This is a genomic window from Flintibacter sp. SJQ-8 (assembly GCF_054108085.1).
The window spans coordinates 497,013-516,713 of the sequence record NZ_JBPJWR010000016.1 but is presented as its reverse complement, the minus strand read 5'-3'; the positions used below and the strand labels follow the sequence as shown (position 1 = coordinate 516,713).

At 60.8% G+C, this 19,701-nt stretch carries 20 protein-coding genes; 11 read left to right on the top strand and 9 right to left on the bottom strand.

What is annotated here, in order from left to right:
* Positions 1-342: 342 nt before the first annotated feature.
* Together ACSAMP_RS14015 and ACSAMP_RS14010 are read right to left on the bottom strand one after the other, a co-directional pair.
* Entirely contained in the window at positions 343-1,674 is a 1,332-nt protein-coding gene (locus ACSAMP_RS14015) for an MATE family efflux transporter (RefSeq protein WP_457800858.1), read from the bottom strand.
* Between the two features lie 35 nt (positions 1,675-1,709).
* The gene (locus tag ACSAMP_RS14010; RefSeq protein WP_457800857.1) at positions 1,710-2,852 is read right to left on the bottom strand and encodes an alanyl-tRNA editing protein; all 1,143 of its coding nucleotides are present in this window, start codon (positions 2,850-2,852) and stop codon (positions 1,710-1,712) included.
* Between the two features lie 219 nt (positions 2,853-3,071).
* Between ACSAMP_RS14010 and ylxM the strand changes: the two genes are divergently transcribed.
* The 6 genes from ylxM to ACSAMP_RS13980 all read left to right on the top strand — a co-directional run bounded on the left by ylxM (position 3,072) and on the right by ACSAMP_RS13980 (position 7,159).
* The gene (gene ylxM / locus ACSAMP_RS14005; protein WP_441795404.1) at positions 3,072-3,437 is read left to right on the top strand and encodes a YlxM family DNA-binding protein; all 366 of its coding nucleotides are present in this window, start codon (positions 3,072-3,074) and stop codon (positions 3,435-3,437) included.
* A gap of 4 nt (positions 3,438-3,441) precedes the next feature.
* Entirely contained in the window at positions 3,442-4,848 is a 1,407-nt protein-coding gene (gene ffh / locus ACSAMP_RS14000) for a signal recognition particle protein (protein ID WP_457800856.1), read from the top strand.
* 90 nt (positions 4,849-4,938) lie between these two features.
* On the top strand, positions 4,939-5,178 hold the full coding sequence (rpsP, locus tag ACSAMP_RS13995) for a 30S ribosomal protein S16 (RefSeq protein WP_147564046.1): 240 nt from the start codon (positions 4,939-4,941) through the stop codon (positions 5,176-5,178).
* Positions 5,179-5,198: 20 nt separating this feature from the next.
* The gene (locus ACSAMP_RS13990; protein ID WP_186877867.1) at positions 5,199-5,429 is read left to right on the top strand and encodes a KH domain-containing protein; all 231 of its coding nucleotides are present in this window, start codon (positions 5,199-5,201) and stop codon (positions 5,427-5,429) included.
* Positions 5,430-5,502: 73 nt separating this feature from the next.
* Positions 5,503-6,000: a ribosome maturation factor RimM gene (rimM, locus tag ACSAMP_RS13985; protein ID WP_457800855.1), complete on the top strand. Its 498-nt coding sequence runs from the start codon at positions 5,503-5,505 to the stop codon at positions 5,998-6,000.
* Positions 6,001-6,019: 19 nt separating this feature from the next.
* Positions 6,020-7,159, top strand: a complete 1,140-nt coding sequence (locus tag ACSAMP_RS13980; protein ID WP_457800854.1) for an AI-2E family transporter — start codon at positions 6,020-6,022, stop codon at positions 7,157-7,159.
* A 514-nt stretch (positions 7,160-7,673) separates the two neighbouring features.
* Here ACSAMP_RS13980 and rpsU read toward each other — a convergent pair.
* Together rpsU and leuS are read right to left on the bottom strand one after the other, a co-directional pair.
* Positions 7,674-7,856, bottom strand: coding sequence for a 30S ribosomal protein S21 (gene rpsU, locus ACSAMP_RS13975; RefSeq protein ID WP_147563913.1), 183 nt, complete (start codon positions 7,854-7,856; stop codon positions 7,674-7,676).
* A 192-nt stretch (positions 7,857-8,048) separates the two neighbouring features.
* Entirely contained in the window at positions 8,049-10,478 is a 2,430-nt protein-coding gene (gene leuS, locus ACSAMP_RS13970) for a leucine--tRNA ligase (protein WP_441795408.1), read from the bottom strand.
* Positions 10,479-10,791: 313 nt separating this feature from the next.
* On the opposite strand from leuS, the gene ybeY reads away from it, so the two are divergent.
* The 3 genes from ybeY (at position 10,792) to recO (ending at position 13,075) form a co-directional block, all read left to right on the top strand.
* Positions 10,792-11,283 carry an rRNA maturation RNase YbeY gene (ybeY, locus tag ACSAMP_RS13965; protein ID WP_441795409.1) on the top strand — a complete coding sequence of 164 codons (492 nt, stop codon included), beginning with the start codon at positions 10,792-10,794 and terminating at the stop codon, positions 11,281-11,283.
* A 104-nt stretch (positions 11,284-11,387) separates the two neighbouring features.
* Entirely contained in the window at positions 11,388-12,293 is a 906-nt protein-coding gene (gene era, locus ACSAMP_RS13960; protein WP_457800853.1) for a GTPase Era, read from the top strand.
* 38 nt (positions 12,294-12,331) lie between these two features.
* Positions 12,332-13,075, top strand: a complete 744-nt coding sequence (gene recO / locus ACSAMP_RS13955) for a DNA repair protein RecO (protein ID WP_457800852.1) — start codon at positions 12,332-12,334, stop codon at positions 13,073-13,075.
* Between the two features lie 43 nt (positions 13,076-13,118).
* Here the strand turns inward: recO and ACSAMP_RS13950 are convergent, their stop codons facing one another.
* The 5 genes from ACSAMP_RS13950 to ACSAMP_RS13930 all read right to left on the bottom strand — a co-directional run bounded on the left by ACSAMP_RS13950 (position 13,119) and on the right by ACSAMP_RS13930 (position 18,660).
* Positions 13,119-14,042, bottom strand: coding sequence for a PfkB family carbohydrate kinase (locus ACSAMP_RS13950; RefSeq protein WP_441795411.1), 924 nt, complete (start codon positions 14,040-14,042; stop codon positions 13,119-13,121).
* Positions 14,029-15,039 carry a LacI family DNA-binding transcriptional regulator gene (locus ACSAMP_RS13945; protein ID WP_457800851.1) on the bottom strand — a complete coding sequence of 337 codons (1,011 nt, stop codon included), beginning with the start codon at positions 15,037-15,039 and terminating at the stop codon, positions 14,029-14,031. The genes ACSAMP_RS13950 and ACSAMP_RS13945 overlap by 14 nt, the downstream gene beginning before the upstream one ends.
* 194 nt (positions 15,040-15,233) lie before the next feature.
* Positions 15,234-15,884 carry a cytidylate kinase-like family protein gene (locus ACSAMP_RS13940; RefSeq protein ID WP_457800850.1) on the bottom strand — a complete coding sequence of 217 codons (651 nt, stop codon included), beginning with the start codon at positions 15,882-15,884 and terminating at the stop codon, positions 15,234-15,236.
* 169 nt (positions 15,885-16,053) lie between these two features.
* Positions 16,054-17,574, bottom strand: coding sequence for a copper amine oxidase N-terminal domain-containing protein (locus ACSAMP_RS13935; protein ID WP_457800849.1), 1,521 nt, complete (start codon positions 17,572-17,574; stop codon positions 16,054-16,056).
* A gap of 114 nt (positions 17,575-17,688) precedes the next feature.
* Positions 17,689-18,660, bottom strand: a complete 972-nt coding sequence (locus tag ACSAMP_RS13930) for an RluA family pseudouridine synthase (protein ID WP_457800848.1) — start codon at positions 18,658-18,660, stop codon at positions 17,689-17,691.
* A gap of 232 nt (positions 18,661-18,892) precedes the next feature.
* On the opposite strand from ACSAMP_RS13930, the gene ACSAMP_RS13925 reads away from it, so the two are divergent.
* Together ACSAMP_RS13925 and rpmF are read left to right on the top strand one after the other, a co-directional pair.
* Positions 18,893-19,396, top strand: a complete 504-nt coding sequence (locus ACSAMP_RS13925; protein ID WP_441795416.1) for a YceD family protein — start codon at positions 18,893-18,895, stop codon at positions 19,394-19,396.
* A 48-nt stretch (positions 19,397-19,444) separates the two neighbouring features.
* Positions 19,445-19,639, top strand: a complete 195-nt coding sequence (gene rpmF, locus ACSAMP_RS13920) for a 50S ribosomal protein L32 (protein ID WP_147563917.1) — start codon at positions 19,445-19,447, stop codon at positions 19,637-19,639.
* Positions 19,640-19,701: the final 62 nt, after the last annotated feature.

Genomic DNA, 19,701 nt, shown 5'->3' with positions numbered 1-19,701 from the left:
GGCAGTTATATGCAATAGGGACAGAAGAAAATACCTAGTGTAACAATGCCAAATATCAAAAATATCCGATACATCTTCAATATGTTGTATGTCCACAAAGATAGTGTTCCGAAAATTGCCACGCCTAACTCTAAAATGGCGTTTTTTCGTTGCCACTTAATTCGATTTTCAGAATATAATATCTCTTTTTCTTATCCCCCAATCACTTTTTCTAAAATCTTTGACAGCTAAACAAAAATAGATAATAACCCCCAAAATGCTAAAGAGGTTCGTAAGTTCCATAATAAAGTGTTGCCTCCTTTTGAAAATTTCACAATATGAAGATCGAGGGGCGCAGACGCCTTACGCATAGCCGTAGTGCTCCCGCTTGCGCAGGAAGAAGCTGACGGTGACGGCCAGGGCCAGGGTCTCGGCGGCCACGATGGCCAGCCAGATGCCGTCCACCTGCAAGATCAGGGGCAGCAGCAAAACGGCGGCCACCTGGAACAGCAGGGTGCGCAGGAAGGAGATGCAGGCGGACACCGCGCCGTTGCCCAGGGCGGTGAAGAAGGCGGAACCGAAAATGTTGAAGCCCACCAGCAGGAAGGACAGGGAGTAAAGCCGCAGGCCGCGGCAGGTGAGGGCAAACAGCTCCGGGTCATAGCCCACGAACAGACGGCACAGGGGGGCGGCCAGCCCCGCCGCGATGAGGGTGAGGGCGCAGCCGGTGACGGTGACCAGGGTCAGGCTCTTGCGGAACAGGTTGTGCAGCTCGTCCTGGTGGGCGGCCCCGAAGTGGAAGCCGATGACCGGGGCGCAGCCCATGGAGTAGCCCAGGAAGATGGACACGAAAATAAAGTTCACGTACATAATGACCCCATAGGCGGCCACGCCGTTCTCCCCCGCCAGGCGCATGAGCTGGAGGTTATAGAGCATGTTCACCAGGGACATGGACAGGTTGGTCATCAGCTCCGACGCGCCGTTGGTGCAGGTCTGGAACAGGGCCCAGCCGTCGAACCGGGTGGGGCCTAAGTGGAGCAGGCTGGTGTTCCGGCTGAAAAAGTAGACCATGGGGGCCAGGCCGCCCAGACACTCGCTGAGCACCGTGGCCGCCGCCGCCCCGGGCAGTCCGAAGCCTAAGATACCCACGAACAGCAGGTCCAGCGTCATGTTGGTCAGCCCCGCCGCCACCGTCACCGTCAGGCCCAGCTGGGGCCGCTCGGCCACCACGAAGAAGCTCTGGAACACGTTTTGCAGCATGAAGGGCCCGGTGGACAGCAGGACGATTCGGCCATAGAGCACGCAGTTTTCCAGCATCTCGCCCTCTGCCCCAAGGGCTGCGGCGATGGGCCGGAGGAACAGCTGCCCCAGCAGGGTCAGCGCCACCCCGGCGGCTAAGATCGTATAGACCGGCATGGAGAAGATGCGCTCGGCCTTTTTCCGGTCCCCCTCGCCCAGGGTGCGGGAGACCAGGGCACTGCCGCCGGAGCCCACCATAAAGCCCAGGGCGCCCATGCCCATGAGCAGGGGCATGATAAAATTCACGGCGGCGAAGGCTGTTTTGCCCACGAAGTTGGAGACGAACAGCCCATCCACCACGCCGTAGATAGACGTGAAGATCATCATGGTAATGGAGGGCAGAGTGAACCGCAGCAGGCGGGGATAGGTAAAGTGGTCGGATAGTTGGACCCGCATGAATCAAAAACTCCTAAACTGAAATTTGGGGGATATTATTCTGCCAGAAAGGCCTCAATATCCGCCCGGGGGGCCTGGAGGGAGCCCTGGACGAAGTCGGGCTTGCCGCCGCCCCGGCCATTCAGCGTCTGGTTCAACGTCTTGACCCAGGTACGCAGATCGCCGTTCCGCTCTCCCACGGCGTATTTATACCCCGCCTCGTCGCTGCCGGAGAAGCAGGCGCACCGGCCCTGGCACTCGCCCAGCACCGCGTCGCACAGCCGCCGCAGGGCATCGGGGGACAGGTCGTCCTCAAACAGGACCACGTCCCCCGCCCCGGCGCAGCCGTGGGCCAGAGCGGCGAAGTGCTGCTCCTCCATGGTGAGAATGCGGGATTTAAGGGCGGCGTTCTCCTCCAGCAGGCGCTGCACCCCCTGAGCGGTCTCGCCGGGCTTGGCGGACAGAAGATTGGACACGGCCTTGTTCTGCCCCTCCATGCGGCTGAGATAATCCAGGGCCCGGCCACCGCACAAAAGCTCGATGCGCACGCCCTCCCGGAACTTCTGGACGGACACCAGCTTCACCAGCCCGATCTGTCCGGCGGAGGACACATGGGTGCCGCAGCAGGCGCACACGTCCGCCCCGGGGAAGGTGACGATGCGCACCTGGCCGGTGAGGGCCTTTTTGCTGCGATAGTCCAGCGTCTCCAGCTCCTCCGGGGTGGGGTAGGTGATGACCACGGGCTTGTCCTGCCACAGATAGCGGTTCACCGCCGCCTCCAGCCGGTGGAGCTGCTCCTCGTCGATCATGGTGTTCAGGTCGATGGTGATGAAGTCGCTGCCCATGTGAAAACCCACATTATCGCAGCCCCACCAGGCGTTGGCAATGCCGGAGACGATGTGCTCCCCGGAGTGGTTCTGCATCAGGTCAAAGCGCCGGTCCCAGTCGATCTGCCCGGAGACCCGGCTGCCCGGCTCCAAGGGGCCGTCGCAGGTGTGGACCACGTCTTCCCCCCGGGTGTGGACCTGGAGGACCTTCACGCCCCCCAGCGTCCCGGTGTCATAGGGCTGTCCGCCCCCCTCGGGATAGAACGCGGTGCGGTCTAAGATCACGTCCCAGCCCCCCTTGCCCTGGACGCAGGAGAGGACCTGGGCGTCAAACGCCTGGAGATAGGCGTCCTGTTCATATAGCTTTTCCATGGCTGTGCCACCTTTAATAATAAAATATCAGATTTTCGGGCGTCTGGCCCCTGTTCGGTAAGGGCTATCATATCACACAACAAAGGCGTTGGCAAATCCCACAAAAAATCCGGGCGAAATGACAAGGAAAAATACTTGACAAGAGGAGGGGAACATGGTAAGATTCCGTTTGTAAAGTTTTTGGGCTTTACAACTGGAACGTAAGGGAGGTCAAAGCTCTTGAAAAGTCAAGCCTATCGCATGGCCATGCTGTTCGATTTTTACGGCGACATGCTCACAGATCGGCAGAAGGAGTTTTACGACCTCTATTACAACGAGGACCTCTCCCTGGGAGAGATCGCCGAGAACTATAACATCACCCGACAGGGCGTGCGGGACGTGATCGTCCGGGCCGAGGCCGTGCTCACCGAGCTGGAGGACAAGACCGGGCTGATCAAGCGCTTTCACACCATGCAGACGCAGCTGGAGCAGGTGCGTCAGAACGCCCAGCGGGTGGCCGAGCTAGCCGCCGGCTATGACAACGAGGAGCTGGAGCGGCTGGCCGGACAGATCGTGGAACAGACCGAGACCCTGCTGAAGGAGTGACCCCATGGCATTCGAAGGACTTACCGAAAAGCTGGCCGCCGCCTTTAAAAAGCTGCGGGGAAAGGGCCGCCTGTCCGAGGCCGACGTAAAGGAGGCCATGCGGGAGATCCGCCTGGCATTGCTGGAGGCCGACGTCAGCTATAAAGTGGTCAAGCAGTTTATTGCCCAGGTCACGGAGAAGGCGGTGGGCGCCGACGTGCTGGAGGCCCTGTCTCCGGCCCAGATGATCGTAAAGATCGTCAACCAGGAGCTGACTGAGCTGATGGGCGGCTCCAGCGCCAAGCTGACCATCGCCCCCAAGCCCCCCACCGTTGTGATGATGGTGGGTCTTCAGGGTGCGGGCAAGACCACCAACGGGGCCAAGCTGGCGGGCATGATGAAAAAGCAGGGGAAGCGCCCCTTGCTGGCCGCCTGCGACGTATACCGGCCCGCTGCCATCAAGCAGTTGGAGGTGGTGGGCGAGCAGCTGGACGTGCCGGTGTTCCAGATGGGCCAGATCGACCCGGTGGACATCGCCAAGGCCGCTGTGGCCCACGCGGAGAAGCACGGCAACGACATGGTGTTTCTGGACACCGCAGGCCGTCTCCATGTGGACGAGGCGCTGATGGACGAGCTGAAGTCCATCAAGGCCGCCGTGAGTCCCACCGAGATCCTGCTGGTGGTGGACGCCATGATCGGCCAGGACGCGGTGAATGCCGCCAAGGCCTTTGACGACGCCCTGGACATCGACGGCGTGATGCTCACCAAGCTGGACGGCGACGCCCGAGGTGGCGCGGCCCTGTCCATCAAGGCCGTCACCGGAAAGCCCATCAAATTTGTGGGCACCGGCGAGAAGCTGGACCAGATCGAGGTGTTTCACCCCGACCGAATGGCCAGCCGTATCTTGGGCATGGGCGATATGCTCTCCCTCATCGAAAAGGCCGAGCAGTCCTTCGACGAGAAGAAGGCCATGGAGCTTCAGGAGAAGCTGCGGAAAAACAAGTTTACCCTCACCGATTTTTACGAGCAGATGACCCAGCTGAAAAAGATGGGTTCCCTGAGCGATATCATCGGGATGATCCCCGGGATCAAAGCCTCTGATTTAGAGGGCGTGGGCATGGACGACGGGATGCTCCGCCAGATGGAGGCCATTATCCTGTCCATGACCCCCTATGAGCGGGAGAACCCCAACGTCCTGAACTCCAGCCGGAAAAAGCGCATCGCCGCCGGTTCCGGCACCCAAGTGGTGGACGTGAACCGCCTTTTGAAGCAGTTTGACATGCTTCAGACCATGACGAAGCAGTTCTCCGGCGGCAAGATGCCCCGGAACATGCGCAAGATGATGAAAAAGGGCGGAAAAGGCGGCATGGGCGGCCTGGGCGGCATGATGCCCGGCATGGGCGGGGGCAAGTTCCCCGGCCTGCCCTTCTGAGACCCGGGCCCGGCCCGGACAACTTTGGTTGGAACCGCGCGTCTGCGCGCTTTCCTATAAATTCAGCGAACTATGTGGAGGTGAATATAAATGGTCAAAATCCGACTGCGCCGCATGGGCGCCAAGAAGGCTCCCTTCTATCGCATCGTGGTGGCTGACTCCCGTTATCCCCGGGACGGCCGTTTCATCGAGGAGATCGGCACTTACAACCCGGTCGTGCATCCCGCCGACCTGAAGGTGGACGTGGACCGCGCTCAGGCTTGGATCAAGACTGGCGCTCAGCCCACTGAGACCGTCCGTGATCTGCTGAAAAAGGCCGGCGCCCTGTAAGGCTGGAGGTTTTACAAGCCATGAAAGAACTTCTGACCTATGTGGCCCAGAATCTGGTGGAGCACCCGGAACAGGTCTCCGTCAACCAGGTAGAGGGCGACGGCGAGACCGTTCTGGAGCTGCGGGTGGCCCCTGAGGATATGGGCAAGGTGATCGGCCGTCAGGGCCGCATCGCCAAGGAGATCCGTATCCTGATGCGCTCCGTGGCTCAGCGGTCAGGCAAACGCGTCTCTGTAGAGATCGTGGATTAAGACAAAGGCGCAGGGCTTTGGTCCCGCGCCTTTGTTTTTCATATCATCATCCAAACGAATGGAGGACAACACCATGCCCGAACAATACCTTGAGATCGGCAAGATCACCAACACCCACGGCGTCATGGGAGAGGTGCGGGTCCAGCCCTGGGCCGACTCCCCGGACTTTTTGTGCAAGTTCAAGACCCTGTATGTGGACAGCTCCCACTGGCCCATCAAGGTGGAGCGGGCCCGGGTCCACAAGAACATGGTCATCTTAAAGCTGGAGGGTGTCACCGACGTACCCAGCGCCCTGGCCATGCGCAACGCCGTTTTGTATATCGACCGGGCGGACGTAAAGCTGCCCGAGGGCAGCTTCTTCCTGGCCGACATCATGGGCCTGGAGGCCCGGGATGCCCAGACCGGTGCGGTGCTGGGCAAGATCGCCGACATTATGGACCTGCCCGCCGGAAACGTGTATGTCATCCGGGGGGGCGAGCGGGAGATCATGGTCCCTGCCGTGCCCCAGTTTATCGCGGAGACCAACGTGGAGGGCGGCTATATCCGGGTGAACATGATGGAGGGGCTGTGAGCCAGAACAGGAGGTCTGCGTGAAACAAAACTGGAAGAGCTGGCTGCCCCTGGGCGGGATGCTGTTTACTCTTTATCTGGCCATCCACTACTGGACACCCTTCTGCCGTGTGGCGCAGCTGGGGCTTCAGGCGGCGGCCCCCCTGCTGTTAGGGGCGGTGATGGCCTATGCCGTGAATATCCTGATGTCTATGCTGGAGAGCAGGCTGTTTCCCCGGGGCGGCAGCCTGTCCCGCCCGGTGAGCCTGGTGCTGGCCTATGCCAGCCTGGCGGCTATCCTGGCCCTGGTGGTGCGGATGGTCCTGCCCGAGCTGGTGCAGTGCGTGGGCCTGCTGGCCCAGCAGGCCGCCCCGGTGGTGGAGCAGCTGAACCAGACGCTGCTGGACCGGAATCTGGGTCTGGATCAGCTATTAGAGAGCTACGGGGCCTCTCTGGCCGATGGCTCGGTGGACTGGAAGCAGGCCCTGGAGACGGTGGGCAAGTGGCTGAGCCAGAGCCTGAGCGGCGTGATGGGGTCCATGCTCAACCTGCTGTCCTCGGCGGTGTCCACTGCCTTTAACCTGCTGGTCAGCTTTATCTTCTCCATCTATCTGCTCATGGGCAAGGAGCGCCTGGGCAGTCAGTGTGCCCGGGTCCTGCGGACCTATCTCCCGGAGAGATGGTACGGGGGTGTGATGTATGTGCTGAACACGGTGAACGGCTGTTTCCGCCGCTTTGTGGTGGGTCAGTGTACCGAGGCGGTGATCCTTGGACTGCTGTGCATGGCCGGGATGCTGCTGCTGGGCTTCCCCTACGCCACCATGGTGGGCACCCTCATCGGCTTCACCGCCCTGATCCCCGTGGCCGGGGCCTATATTGGCGCAGGGGTGGGGGCATTTATGATCTTCACCGCCTCCCCGGTAAAGGCGCTGCTGTTTCTGCTGTTCATCGCCGTGCTGCAGCAGCTGGAGGGCAATCTCATCTACCCCAGAGTAGTGGGGGCCTCCATCGGCCTGCCCGGGGTGTGGGTACTGGCCGCCGTGACCATCGGCGGGGGCGTGCTGGGCGTGGGCGGGATGCTTCTGGCTGTCCCCCTGGCCGCCGCGGCCTATCAGATGCTGCGGGAGGACGTCCGCCGCAGAAACTTGCCAGCGGAAGAGCCGCCGGAAACCGAACTATAAGACTGAGACTGTCAAAAAAGCCTGTCATTGCGAGGCCGATTCCCCTTGTGAAGGGGAAATGTCCCGAAGGGACAAAAAGGGGGGCCCAACGGGCCGACGTGGCAATCCGTAACCCCCGTCCCTTGGCCCCCTTGTTAAAGGGGGCTGTCAGCGAAGCTGACTGAGGGATTCCGTTCTTAGGACAGCTTTCCGAGAGTCGGAATCCTTCCGTCACGGCTTCGCCGTGCCACCTCCCTTTGACAAGGGAGGCTGCCCTCTCAGTCACGGCTCACGCCGTGCCAGCTCCCCCACAGGGGGAGCCAAGGGAAACGAGGGGGGCGTACCCCTTGCGGGTGCTGCGCTCCTCGGAATGACAGAAAAGGGTTTATCGACACGCTGAAGAATGACCCAGCCGCCTGTATTTGGGCGGCTGGGTCTGGTTTTATCTACGAAGAGCAAAAAAACCGTGTGACGAAACACGTCACACGGTTTTATGATCGGGTATTACGCCGACTGAGCTGGGAAGGGGAGAAGATCAATAGAACTTCTTCTTGTTCTTCCGGGCAGCCTCAGACTTCTTGCGGCGCTTCACGCTGGGACTCTCGTAGTGCTCACGCTTACGAACCTCGGCCAGCACACCAGACTTGGCGCAGCTGCGCTTAAAGCGCTTCAGAGCGCTCTCCAGAGACTCGTTTTCTCTTACACGGACTTCCGACATTTATATTTCCCTCCCTCCGGCGCGGCGGGGCGTCCCCTGCCACGTAAGGGCCATTTATATGGCTTTAACAGTACCATTATATGCGCTGGCGGGATTTCTGTCAAGAGGTGTTTTCCCGTCAGAGTGTAAATATTGTGTGAATATACACTTTTTCATGGACTGTGGAGAAAGATCCGGCTCTCCCGCCCTGATTTAGGCCTTGGGTTTGAAGATCAGGCTGACCAGTTTGCCCCGGACCACGATGGACTTCACCAGGTCCATGCCCTCGGCCAGCTTGGCGATCTTGGGCTCGGCCAGGGCGGCGGCGACGATGTCGGCATCGGCGGCGTCGGCGGGGACCTCGATGTTGGCCCGGACCTTGCCGCTGACCTGGACGGCCATCTTGGCGGTGGCGGCCACGGTCTTAGAGGCGTCGTACTTGGGCCAGGACTGGAGACAGACCTGACCGCCGTAACCGGCCATCTCCCACAGCTCCTCGCACATGTGGGGGGCGAAGGGGGAGAGCATGAGCAGCAGGGCCTTCATGTCGCCCCGGCTGGCCCCGTTGGCATAGAAGTCGTTCACCAGGGCCATCAGGGTGGCGATGGCGGTGTTGAACTTCATGGCCTCGATGTCCTCGGACACCTTCTTGATGGCCTTGTGGACGGCGGCCTCGTTGACCTTGGAGTACTCCTCACCGGTGTGCTCCTGGTCGGTGGCCAGGTTCCACACGCGGTCCAAAAAGCGCTTGCAGCCCTTCACGCCGTTGGCGGACCAGGCGGCGGCCTTCTCGAAATCACCGATGAACATGATATAGGTGCGCATGGTGTCCGCGCCATACTGCTCGATGATGTCGTTGGGGTTGACCACGTTGCCCCGGCTCTTAGACATCTTCTCGCCGCCCTCGCCCAGGATCATGCCGTGGGAGGTGCGCTTGTGATAGGGCTCCTTGGTGGGCACCACGCCGATGTCATAGAGGAACTTGTGCCAGAAGCGGCTGTACAGCAGGTGCAGGGTGGTGTGCTCCATGCCGCCGTTGTACCAGTCCACGGGGGACCAGTACTTCAGGGCCTCGGGGTCGGCCAGGGCCTTGTCGTTGTGGGGGTCCATATACCGCAGGAAATACCAGCTGGAGCCGGCCCACTGGGGCATGGTGTCCGTCTCACGCTTGGCGGGGCCGCCGCAGCAGGGGCAGGTGGTGTTCACCCAGTCGGTCATCTTGGAGATGGGGGACTCGCCGTCATCGGTGGGCTCATAGCTCTCCACCTCGGGCAGCAGCAGGGGCAGCTGATCCTCTGGCAGGGGCTGCCAGCCGCACTTCTCGCACAGGACCATGGGGATGGGCTCGCCCCAGTAGCGCTGACGGGAGAACACCCAGTCGCGCAGCTTGTAGTTCACCTTGGAGTGGCCGATCTTCTGCTCCTCCAGCCACTTGGTGATGACGGGGATGGCCTCCTTCACGGTCAGGCCGTTGAGGAAGTCGGAGTTGACCAGGATGCCGGTGTCATCCTTGGCGGTAAAGGCGGCCTTCTGCACGTCCTCGCCGCCGGCGACCACCTCGATGATCTCGCAGCCGAACTTCTTGGCGAACTCCCAGTCGCGGTCATCGTGGGCGGGCACGGCCATGATGGCGCCGGTGCCATAGGTGGACAGGACATAGTCAGAGATGAAGATGGGGATCTCCTTGCCGTTGACGGGATTGATGCCCTTCACGCCGGAGAGCTCCACGCCGGTCTTCTCTTTATTCAGCTCGGTGCGCTCCAGATCGGACTTGGAGGCGGCCACCTTCTGATAGGCCACGACCTCGTCGGCGTTGGCCAGCTTGCCCGCGTCCAGCCACTGCTTCACCAGGGCGTGCTCGGGGGAGAGGACCATATAGGTGGCGCCGAACAGGGTGTCGGGCCGGGTGGTATAGACCACGATGTCCTCGCCGGTGGTGGCCTTGAAGGTCACCTCGGCGCCGGTGGAGCGTCCGATCCAGTTCTTCTGCTGAATCTTCACCCGCTCGATATAGTCCAGGTCGTCCAGATCGTCGATGAGCCGCTGGGCATAGGCGGTGATCTTCAGCATCCACTGGCTCTTCTCCTTGCGGATGACGGGGGAGCCGCAGCGCTCGCACACGCCCTCCACCACCTCTTCGTTGGCCAGGACGCACTTGCAGCTGGTACACCAGTTCACGGGCATGGTGGTCTTATAGGCCAGGCCGTGCTTATAGAGCTGGAGGAAGATCCACTGGGTCCACTTGTAATAGCTGGGGTCGGTGGTGTTGACCACACGGTCCCAGTCGAAGGAGTAGCCCAGCATGTGCAGCTGCTTGGAGAAGTTGGCGATGTTGTCGTGGGTCACTTTTGCGGGGTGGATGTGGTTCTTGATGGCGAAGTTCTCCGTGGGCAGGCCGAAGGCATCGAAGCCGATGGGGAACAGCACGTTATAGCCGTCCATGCGGCGCTTGCGGGCCACCACGTCCATGGCGGTGTAGGGCCGGGCGTGGCCCACATGCAGGCCGTTGCCGGAGGGATAGGGGAACTCTACCAGGCCATAGAACTTGGGCTTGTCCTGTTCTCCGGTCTGGCAGGCGAAGGTCTTCTCGTCCTTCCACTTGGTCTGCCACTTCTTTTCAATGGCGGTAAAATCATACTTCAAAGTCGATCACGCTTTCCTATATACTCTGCCGGAGGCCGGCTTGTGCTGAAAATAATTCCATAATATTATACCGGAATGACGGAATGATTGCAAGGGTGCGCCCAAGAAAAATGGAGGGAAAACGGGGAGAAAAAGCCGGAATTTCCGGCAAGATCGCAAGAGGCGGAAAATATTCCAGGCCCGGACTGGTCAAGCGGGGGAAAATCAGCTATAATAACTTGAAACAAAAAACGGATTGCCGCGTCGCCCCGCTGGGGCTCCTCGCAATGACGGGGAGGACGCAGGCTGCCTGATCGAAGAGGGAGAGAGGATCATGGACCATCAGATTTTGATCGACGCGGAGGTCGCTGTGCCCCAGGGCCTGGAGGAGGGCCTGCGGCGGGTCATCACCGCGGCCCTGGCGGCGGAGGGGGTGGCCCTGCCCTGCGAGATCAGCGTGCTGCTCACCGACGACGCGGGTATCCGCCAGATCAACGCCGACATGCGGGACATTGACCGGGCCACCGACGTGCTGTCCTTCCCCATGTTCGAGCTGACCCCGGGAGAGCCTCCCGAGGACGAGGAGGACCTGGACCCGGAGACGGGGCTGTGTCCCCTGGGGGATATGTGCATCTCCCTGGAGCGGGCGGCGGCCCAGGCCCAGGAGTATGGCCACAGCCTGGAGCGGGAGGTGAGCTATCTGGCGGTCCACTCGGTGCTCCACCTGCTGGGCTATGACCACCTGGACGAGGGCCCCATGAAGCGCCAGATGCGCGCCCGGGAGGAGGCCATTCTGAACGGCCTGGGCATCCGCCGGGAGGAGTGACCCGAAGGGGGGACGGATCGCCGCGTCGGGCTGCGCCCTCCTCGCGATGACAAGCGAGTAAGATATACGGAGAACGAGAAGCTAAGAAAGTAGAGGAAACATATATGGCAGAGATCAAGAAATCGGGCATCATCACCATCTGTGGCCGACCCAACGTGGGCAAGTCCACCCTGACCAACGCCCTGGTGGGGGAGAAGGTGGCTATCGTCACCAATAAGCCCCAGACCACCCGCAACCGCATCTGCGGCGTGCGCACCCGGGGAGAGAGCCAGTTCATCTTTGTGGACACCCCCGGCCTGCACAAGGCCCGCACCCGCCTGGGGGACTATATGGTCAACGTGGTGAAGGAGAGCGTGGCTGACGTGGACGCGGTGATGCTGCTGGTGGAACCTATCCCCAACGTGGGCGCGCCGGAGGAGCAGCTCATCGCCCGCATCAAGACCCTGCGCTGCCCCGCCGTGCTGGTCATCAACAAGGTGGACACCCTGGACAAGAAGGAGAAGCTGCTGGAGGTCATCCAGACCTATGAGCAGGCCCACCAGTTCCAGGCCGTGGTGCCTATCTCCGCCAAGACCGGCGAGGGCGTGGACGAGCTGCTGGACGTGCTGGAGGGCTATCTGCCCGAAGGGCCCCAGCTGTTCCCGGAGGACATGACCTCTGACCAGCCGGAGCGGCAGATGATGGCGGAGATCTTACGCGAGAAGCTGCTGCTGTGCCTGGACAAGGAGATTCCCCACGGCACCGCCGTGGAGATCACCCGCTTTGCCGAGCGGGACGACGAGGTGGTGGAGGTGGAGGCCACCATCTATTGCGAGAAGAACAGCCACAAGGGCATCATCATCGGCAAGGGCGGCAGTATGCTGAAAAAGGTGTCCACCCTGGCCCGGCAGGACATGGAGCGCTTTATGGGCACCAAGGTCTATCTCCAGACCTGGGTGAAGGTGAAGGAGAACTGGCGGGACAACCCGGCGGCCATCCAGAACTTCGGCTATAAGGGCGACAAGGCGTAACAGCCGCACAGAAGAAGCACAGAAGGGGGGCGCTGCCCATGCCCACCGTGACGAAGGCGCTGGTGGTGCGCTCGGTGGACTATAAAGACTCGGATAAGATCCTCACCCTGCTCACCCCGGACATGGGCAAGCTATCCGCCCGGGCCAGGGGCTGCCGGAAGAAAGGCAGTGCCATCGCCGCCGCCTGCCAGCTGCTGTGCTGGTCCGAGCTGGTGCTGTCTGACCGGATGGGCAAGTGGTCGGTCACCGAGGCGTCCACCCTGCGGGAATTTTTGGGGGTGCGCCAGGACCTGGACAAGCTGGCCCTGGCCTGCTACTTCGCCGAGATGGCCGAGGTGCTATCGGTGGAGGGGATGCCCAGTCCGGGGCTGCTGTCCCTGACGCTGAACAGCCTCCATGCATTAGAATGTCTGGACCGGCCCCCGGAGCAGATCAAGGCGGTGTTCGAGCTGAAGGCCATGTGCCTGGCGGGGTACGAGCCCCTCATCGAGGGCTGCGCCCTGTGCGGGGAGGAGGACCCGGAGCAGGGGTGGTTCCATTTACAGGAGGGTGTGCTCTGCTGCGCCGCCTGCCGGGAGAGCGGCGACGGCTGGGTCCCCCTGACGCCGGGGATGCTGGCCGCCATGCGCCACGTGGTCTATGGCGACGACAAGCGCCTGTTCTCCTTCCGCCTGGGGGGAGAGGACCTGGGCGCCCTCTCCCGCCTGACCGAGGACTACGTCCAGACCCAGCTGGAGCGGGGCTTCGGAACGCTGGATTTTTATCATCAGATGAGGACATAAGAAACTCCCCTGGCCAAAACCAGGGGAGTTTCGCTTATAAAAATCAGATGCCTTCCAGCTGCTCGACGGTGGGAAAGGCGGCGTAGACGCCCACTTTTTCCATGCAGAGCATCGCGGCCCGGTGGGCCTTGATGGCTGCGGCCTGGATGCTCTTGCCCTTTACCAGCTCGGCGCCGAATACGCCGGTGAAGAAGGGGGTGGCGCCGGAGTAGTCCACGATCTGATAGGAGGCCCCCTGGTCCAGGGTGCGCAGAATGCCGTCCTGGGCGATGAGGACGCCGTTGCCGTCCATGTGGACGATGACGGCCTTGCGGACCCGGCCGCCAAACGTGCTGGCGGCGATGCGCGCCGTCTTTGAATTTTCCTCCTTCAGACCGCACAGTCCCGCGGCCTGGGACATGTTCAGCACCAGATAGTCCACCTTTTCCCACAGGTGGTCTGGAATGTCGGCATAGGCCGTGGGATTGACCAGGACGGGGGTGTGACACCGGTCTGCCAGCTCGATCATGTGGGTGGCCACGTCCATGGCAGCTGGACCCATGTGGATGATCACCAGCTTGGCCTGCTCCACCGCGCTGAGACACTGGTCGATGTCTTCGTTGGTCAGCTGAAAATTCGCCCCCAGAAAGTCGATGAAGACGTTGTCCAGGCCCGCCTCCTCAATGATGGTGGCCAGGCCGCTGTGGGCGTTGTCAGTCTGGGTCAAAAAGTCGCAGTTGACGTGCTCTGCCTGAAGGGTGCTGATGATCTGCTGACCGAAGGCGTCGCTGCCCACGCGGCCAATGGCGGCGGCAGGGACGCCGCAGCGCACGGCGGCGATGGCCTGGGAGCATCCGTGGCCGCCGGCGCTGATGGAGATCTGCTTGCCCATCTTTTTCTTACCCACCCGCTCGGGCCCCAGCTCCATGACAAAGTCTACATTTAAGACGCCAAGGGACAGGATCTGCGGCGTTTCATACTCTAGCATGGGTGGACCCCCTTGAAATCAGTTTTAGATCCAGCGTCCCGTTGGGACGGAGCTGGCCGCCCTTTTGGGCGCTGATCTGGTTCAGCAGTTCCATCGTCCCGATCATGCCGATCTGATAGCTGGACGGCCCGATGACAGACAGCTGGGGGGTGGTCAGGCAGGCCAGCTCCGTGTTTTCAAAGCTCATCACCGACACCTGCTCCGGCACGGCCAGCCCCCGGGCCCGAAGGGCGGAGAGTACCCCAGCCGCCTGAAGATTGCTTTGGGTTAGGACGCAGTCCGCCGCCGGGGCCGACGGATCTAAAACCTTGTCCAGCTCACGGGCGGCGTCCTCGATGGAGCGGCTGGAGAAGCACAGCCGGCAGGAGCCGCCGTTCGTCTCCGCCACCGACTGAATGCCCGCCCAATATTCTCCGTCTAAATGCTTGGGACCGTCGCACAGGTAAATGAAATTCCGGCAGCCGGTCTCCCAGAGATAGGCGGCGGCCTGGGCCCCGATGGTCCGGCGGTCAATGGAGAGAGCGGTCATGTTCTTTTTCTCGCCCACGAGCCGGTTCCCGGAGAGAAACAGCATGGGGGCCTCGGTGAGGTAGGACGACCAGCCCTCGGGAACGGTGGGGTGGGCGGTGTACATCAAAACGCCGGAGGGATTGAGAGAGCGTACTTTGGCCAGGCATTCCTGCTCCAGCTCCAGACTGCCCTCGGTGGCCGCAGACAGCATCAGGTAACCATAGGAAAACAGAACGTCTGAAATGGCCTGGTGCATTTGGGCAAAATAGGGGTCGCTCAGGCTGGGAAGCAGCACGTATACGGCGTTGAGCCCGTCCTGACGCAGACTCTTGGCCAATAAATTTGAGGAGTATCCCAGCTTTTCCACGGCTGCCATGACCTTCAGTCTGGACCCTTCCGCCACCTTCTCCGGGTCGTTCAGCACCCGTGACACCGTTGCGATACTGACGCCGGCCAGTTCAGCCACATCCTTTAACGTCGCCGCCATATGTCTCCCCCTCATAATCGTGAATTTACAACTCAATATAAATCATCATATCATCAAAAGTTCTATGCGTCAATTGAAATCGTTTTCTTTATCCAAGAAAACAAAGAATGCTGTGTCCATCATGTTTGTTTGACAAAAAGCCCGGCCTGTGCGATCTCTGCACAGGCCGGGCCTGAAAATTTTATCGGATGAAATTAAGTGTGCTCCATTTTCTCCCCCTCCGGCATGGGCAGCTTGGCGGGGTCCAGGCCCATGGCGTACAGGATCACGTCGGCGCAGTGGTCCACGCCGATGGCGGCGCTGTCCAGGGACAGGTGATAGTTCTGGGACACGCCCCAGTCCCGGCCCGTGTAGTGCTTATAGTTCACCCGGCGCTTTTTGTCCTTGTCCTGGAGGCGTTGCTCCGGGCTGCGCTCCGATTCGCCATACAGGCGGACGATGCGGTCGGCCCGATAGGCCATGGGGGCGTGGACAAAGACGTTGAAGACGTCCTCCCGCTCCCGCAGGATATAGTCGGCGCAGCGGCCCACGATGACGCAGCCGCCCTCCTCCGCCAGCTTCAGGATGACCTCCCGCTGCATACACCACAGAAAGTCAGAGGCGGACATGCCGTTCATCACCCCGGGCATCCCCTGTCCCGCCAGAGCATAGGACAGCAGGCTCTTGCCCACGGAGAACTCGCCCCGCTCCTCGATGAACCGGGGGTCAAAGCCGGTCTTTTCCGCCACGGCCTTGACCAGTTCCTTGTCGTAATATTTCCAGCCCAGGCGCTTGGCCAGGGCCTTGCCCACGCTGCGTCCGCCGCTGCCAAACTCACGGCTGACGGTGATGATCCGTTTTTCCATAAGAGTTCCTCCTTCGTCCGGCCCGTGCCCCGTCCCAAAGGGTCCACGGGTGGGCGGCCATTGTTTCCAAGACGATTATACCACAGATTCAGAAAAAAGGTAATGCTTTTCTGCGTCAAAAAAACGCGCGGACCCCAAACTGAGGCCCGCGCGTTTGATATATGTGGGTTTATCTGCCTTCCACGTCGCCCAGCAGATCCACGATCTGCGCCCCGGCGGGGGGCTGGGTGTTGGGCTTCTGGCTGGTGGCCTGATAGGCGCCGTCCATGGTCATGGTCAGCTTGACCAGGCTGCCCTCGCCGTCGTCCACGGTGAAGGCCATGTTGGCGTTCAGGGTCTTATCCTTCATGCCCACGGTCATGGTCATGCTGCCCATATCATCCATGTCGGCCTTCATGTCCACGGCATAGCCGACGACTTTATTGCCGCTGTAGTTCAGGGTGAACTTCACGGTGGCCCCGTCCTCGGTCATGGTGCTCACATAGTCAGATCCGGACTTTTTGAAGGAGCTGTCGGCCAGCATGTCGTTCAACTGGCGGAGCGTGTCGGCGGTGGTGCCGTTCACGCTGGTGACAGGGGCGTTCTTCAGGATGTCGGCCAGGGTCTGCTGGAAGCCCTGGTCGGCGCTGGCGGCGCTCAGCTGCATCAGGGTATCATAACTCATGCCGGTGGTGTCGCTCATCTGGTCAAACATGCTCTTCAGGTCCATCTTATACCAGGTCTGGTCGGGGATACCGGTCAGGTCGCTGAGCCCGGTCATGTTCACATAGAACAGGCCGCTGGTCACATCGCCCCGCAGCTCCACATCCAGGCTCAGGGGCAGCTTGACGCCGGTGTCGCCCAGGATGGCCTGGGTCACGTCCTGGCCGTTGATGGCGATCTTGGCGTCGGCGGTCATGCCCGTCTTGAACTGCACGGCGCTCTGGCCCTGCTGAATCATGGTATAGTCGCCCTTCAGGGTGGCGTCCACGTTCATGGGGCCGATGTCCGCGTCCTCAGAGTCCACGTCCAGCACGGCGCTGTAGCTGCCGGTGACCTTCTGGTCCTGCTGGGTGAAAGACTTGGCGTAGGCCATGTACTCGTCCATGCGCTGATAGGTGGCCTGGTTATTTGTCAGAATGGCATCCACGTCGTCGATGATGACGGCCTTCTGGTCGGCGTCCCAGCCCACCTTATAGCCCAGGGCATCGGCCACCAGGCCGAAGGGGATATAGGTGCGGTTGGTGGCGGGGTCGATGTAGGGAGCGATCTCGCTGGTGAAGTCGCGGGACACCTGGGTGGCGCCCGTCATGGGGGCGGCGGTGGTGTCGCCCTCATACTGGACGCTGAAGGTATTGGAGCCAATGGTCAGCCGCACGGTCACGTCGCCCTGGCGGGGTTCGCCGCCGTTGAAGGGGGTATAGGTGACATCGGGCTTTGTGGCAGTGACGGTGCGGGTGGCAGCATCCCAGGTCATGTCGCTTTCAGAAAAGCCCAGCTGTTGGAATACGGCCACAAAGGGCAGACAGGACCGGCTGTTCCTGATCTGGGGCACCGCGTCGGTGAAGGTGACATACTGATCGTTGGCCAGCACATAGAAGTCCCCCTGCTTGGCGGGGACGGGGGCGTCCGCCTTCACGGCGAAGGTGGGGACGCAGACGGCGGCGGTCATCACCGCCGCACACAGGGCGGTGCGGAACACGTTTTTCATTCCAGACACTCCTCTTCTTCATAAAAATTTAAGATTTACAGGCGTTTTTCATACAAAACACTGCCTGATAGGGCCATTCTATCATAGTTGTGGAAAAAGTCAATGGGCTTCGGTCTATTTCCAATGATAGTTGGGAAAATACTCCGAAACAAAATCCACATTCTCCACCTGAAAGCTCTTCCCATCCAGCCCGGCCAGGGGTCCGGCGTCGGTGGTAAAGTGGAACTCCAGGCGATAGGAGTAGAGGGCCTGGCCGTGGCGGCCATACTTTTTGTTCTCCCGCTCCCGGCCATATTTGCCGTCCCCGATGAGGGGGTGTCCGGCGTGGGCGAACTGGGCGCGGATCTGGTGGGTCCGCCCGGTGATCAGGTCGCACTCCACCAGGGACAGGCCGTGCTCTGATGCCAGGGTGCGGTAGAGGGTCACCGCCGTCTTGGCTCCCGGCTGGGGCCGGTCCGTCACATAGACCTGCTTTTTCACCTCGTCCTTAAAGAGAAAGCCCTCCAGCTTCCCCTTAGGCGGGGTCATGCGCCCCTGGACCACGCACAGGTAATACTTGTTCAGCTCCCGGTCCTTGATCTTCTGGTTCATCACCCGCAGGGCCTCCGCCGTCTTGGCGGCGATGACGATGCCGCCGGTGTTCCGGTCAATGCGGTTGCACAGGGCGGGGGCGAAAGAGTTCTCTTTGTAGGGGGACCACTCTTTCTTCTGATAGAGATAGGCCTGGATGTGGGTGAGCAGGGTGTTCACCCGCTCGTGCTCGTCGGGGTGGACCACCAGACCGGGGCGCTTGTCCAGCAGCATGATCTGGTCATCCTCATATAAAATGTTCAGCTTGGGCTGATACAGCGAGAGAAAGGCGTTTTCCGGGGTGGGGCGGTCAAAGAACTCGTCGTTGATGTACAGCTGGAGCTGGTCGCCCACGTTCAGCCGCACATCCCGCTTAGAGCCCTTTCCGTTGACTTTCACCCGCTTCAGGCGGATATACTTCTGGGCCAGGGGGGCGGGCAGCAGGGGCAGGGTCTTGGCCAGCCAGCGGTCCAGCCGCTGCCCGGCGTCGTTTTTCTGGATGGTAAACTCTTTCATGGCTGTGGCGCTCCTTCTGCACCGGCGGTCTGTCCGCGCCGGTCTGCCTGGTAATTCCACCATAAAACCGCCGTTTTGTCAACCGGGACCCGGGTCGCCTGTGGCCTGGTTTTTCGGCCCGTTTTAAACTCGTAAAAATTTTTTCAAAAAAAGTTTGACATTCCGCGCCACTTTCTTTATAATACGTTGCGTACCATTATGCGAGTACGGGTGAGACCCGGGGAGGAAAACCATGCGTCTGGATCTGAGAAATGTCATCCATATTCCCGACGCAAAGGCGCCTTTCCAGCTTCAGGTGGATCTCTCTGACCTGGAGTTTTACGGGCGGAAGCCCATCGTCCGGCCTGTTCAGGCCCAGGGCTGCGTGACCAACCACGCGGGCGCTCTGGTTCTGGAGGGGACGGCCCGCTCTGAACTGGACCTGGTCTGTGACCGCTGCGGAAAGCCCTTTACCCGGGAAAAAGTGGTGGAGCTGAACAGTCTGGTGGCCCAGGAGCTGGAGGATGAAGAAAACGACGACATCCTTCTGCTGGACGGCACAGAGCTGGACCTGGACGAGGTGGTGACCGAAGCCTTTGTGCTTGCGATGGATACCAAAAACCTTTGCTCAGACGACTGCAAAGGGCTGTGTGCCGGCTGCGGGGTAAATCTTAATGAGGAGCCCTGTCGGTGCAAACCTGAAGTAGATCCAAGATTGGCGGCCCTGGCGCAGCTGTTGGATAACAAAACTGAGTGAGTAGTCGAAGTGCCTTGATTGGCACGCAAACCGAAGGAGGTGTCACCCATGGCGGTTCCTAAGAGAAAAGTGTCCAAGGCCCGGCGCGATAAGCGGCGCAGCTCCGTTTGGAAGCTGGAGACTCCCGGTATCGTGACTTGTCCCAAGTGCGGGGCTTACCGGCTGCCTCACCGGATGTGCAAAAATTGCCTGACCTACAACGGTCACACGTTTGGCAAGGTCGAGGCCCAGGCCCAGCAGTAATTTACTGTATGACAAAAAAACCGCAGCGGAGTTTCCGCTGCGGTTTTTTTGCGCCCATCTTT

Coding starts and splice junctions, on each gene's coding strand:
- ACSAMP_RS14015 (WP_457800858.1), bottom strand. CDS start 1,674: ATGCGGGTCCAACTATCCGACCACTTTACCTATCCCCGCCTGCTGCGG.
- ACSAMP_RS14010 (WP_457800857.1), bottom strand. CDS start 2,852: ATGGAAAAGCTATATGAACAGGACGCCTATCTCCAGGCGTTTGACGCC.
- ffh (WP_457800856.1), top strand. CDS start 3,442: ATGGCATTCGAAGGACTTACCGAAAAGCTGGCCGCCGCCTTTAAAAAG.
- rpsP (WP_147564046.1), top strand. CDS start 4,939: ATGGTCAAAATCCGACTGCGCCGCATGGGCGCCAAGAAGGCTCCCTTC.
- ACSAMP_RS13990 (WP_186877867.1), top strand. CDS start 5,199: ATGAAAGAACTTCTGACCTATGTGGCCCAGAATCTGGTGGAGCACCCG.
- rimM (WP_457800855.1), top strand. CDS start 5,503: ATGCCCGAACAATACCTTGAGATCGGCAAGATCACCAACACCCACGGC.
- rpsU (WP_147563913.1), bottom strand. CDS start 7,856: ATGTCGGAAGTCCGTGTAAGAGAAAACGAGTCTCTGGAGAGCGCTCTG.
- ybeY (WP_441795409.1), top strand. CDS start 10,792: ATGGACCATCAGATTTTGATCGACGCGGAGGTCGCTGTGCCCCAGGGC.
- era (WP_457800853.1), top strand. CDS start 11,388: ATGGCAGAGATCAAGAAATCGGGCATCATCACCATCTGTGGCCGACCC.
- recO (WP_457800852.1), top strand. CDS start 12,332: ATGCCCACCGTGACGAAGGCGCTGGTGGTGCGCTCGGTGGACTATAAA.
- ACSAMP_RS13950 (WP_441795411.1), bottom strand. CDS start 14,042: ATGCTAGAGTATGAAACGCCGCAGATCCTGTCCCTTGGCGTCTTAAAT.
- ACSAMP_RS13945 (WP_457800851.1), bottom strand. CDS start 15,039: ATGGCGGCGACGTTAAAGGATGTGGCTGAACTGGCCGGCGTCAGTATC.
- ACSAMP_RS13940 (WP_457800850.1), bottom strand. CDS start 15,884: ATGGAAAAACGGATCATCACCGTCAGCCGTGAGTTTGGCAGCGGCGGA.
- ACSAMP_RS13935 (WP_457800849.1), bottom strand. CDS start 17,574: ATGAAAAACGTGTTCCGCACCGCCCTGTGTGCGGCGGTGATGACCGCC.
- ACSAMP_RS13930 (WP_457800848.1), bottom strand. CDS start 18,660: ATGAAAGAGTTTACCATCCAGAAAAACGACGCCGGGCAGCGGCTGGAC.
- ACSAMP_RS13925 (WP_441795416.1), top strand. CDS start 18,893: ATGCGTCTGGATCTGAGAAATGTCATCCATATTCCCGACGCAAAGGCG.
- rpmF (WP_147563917.1), top strand. CDS start 19,445: ATGGCGGTTCCTAAGAGAAAAGTGTCCAAGGCCCGGCGCGATAAGCGG.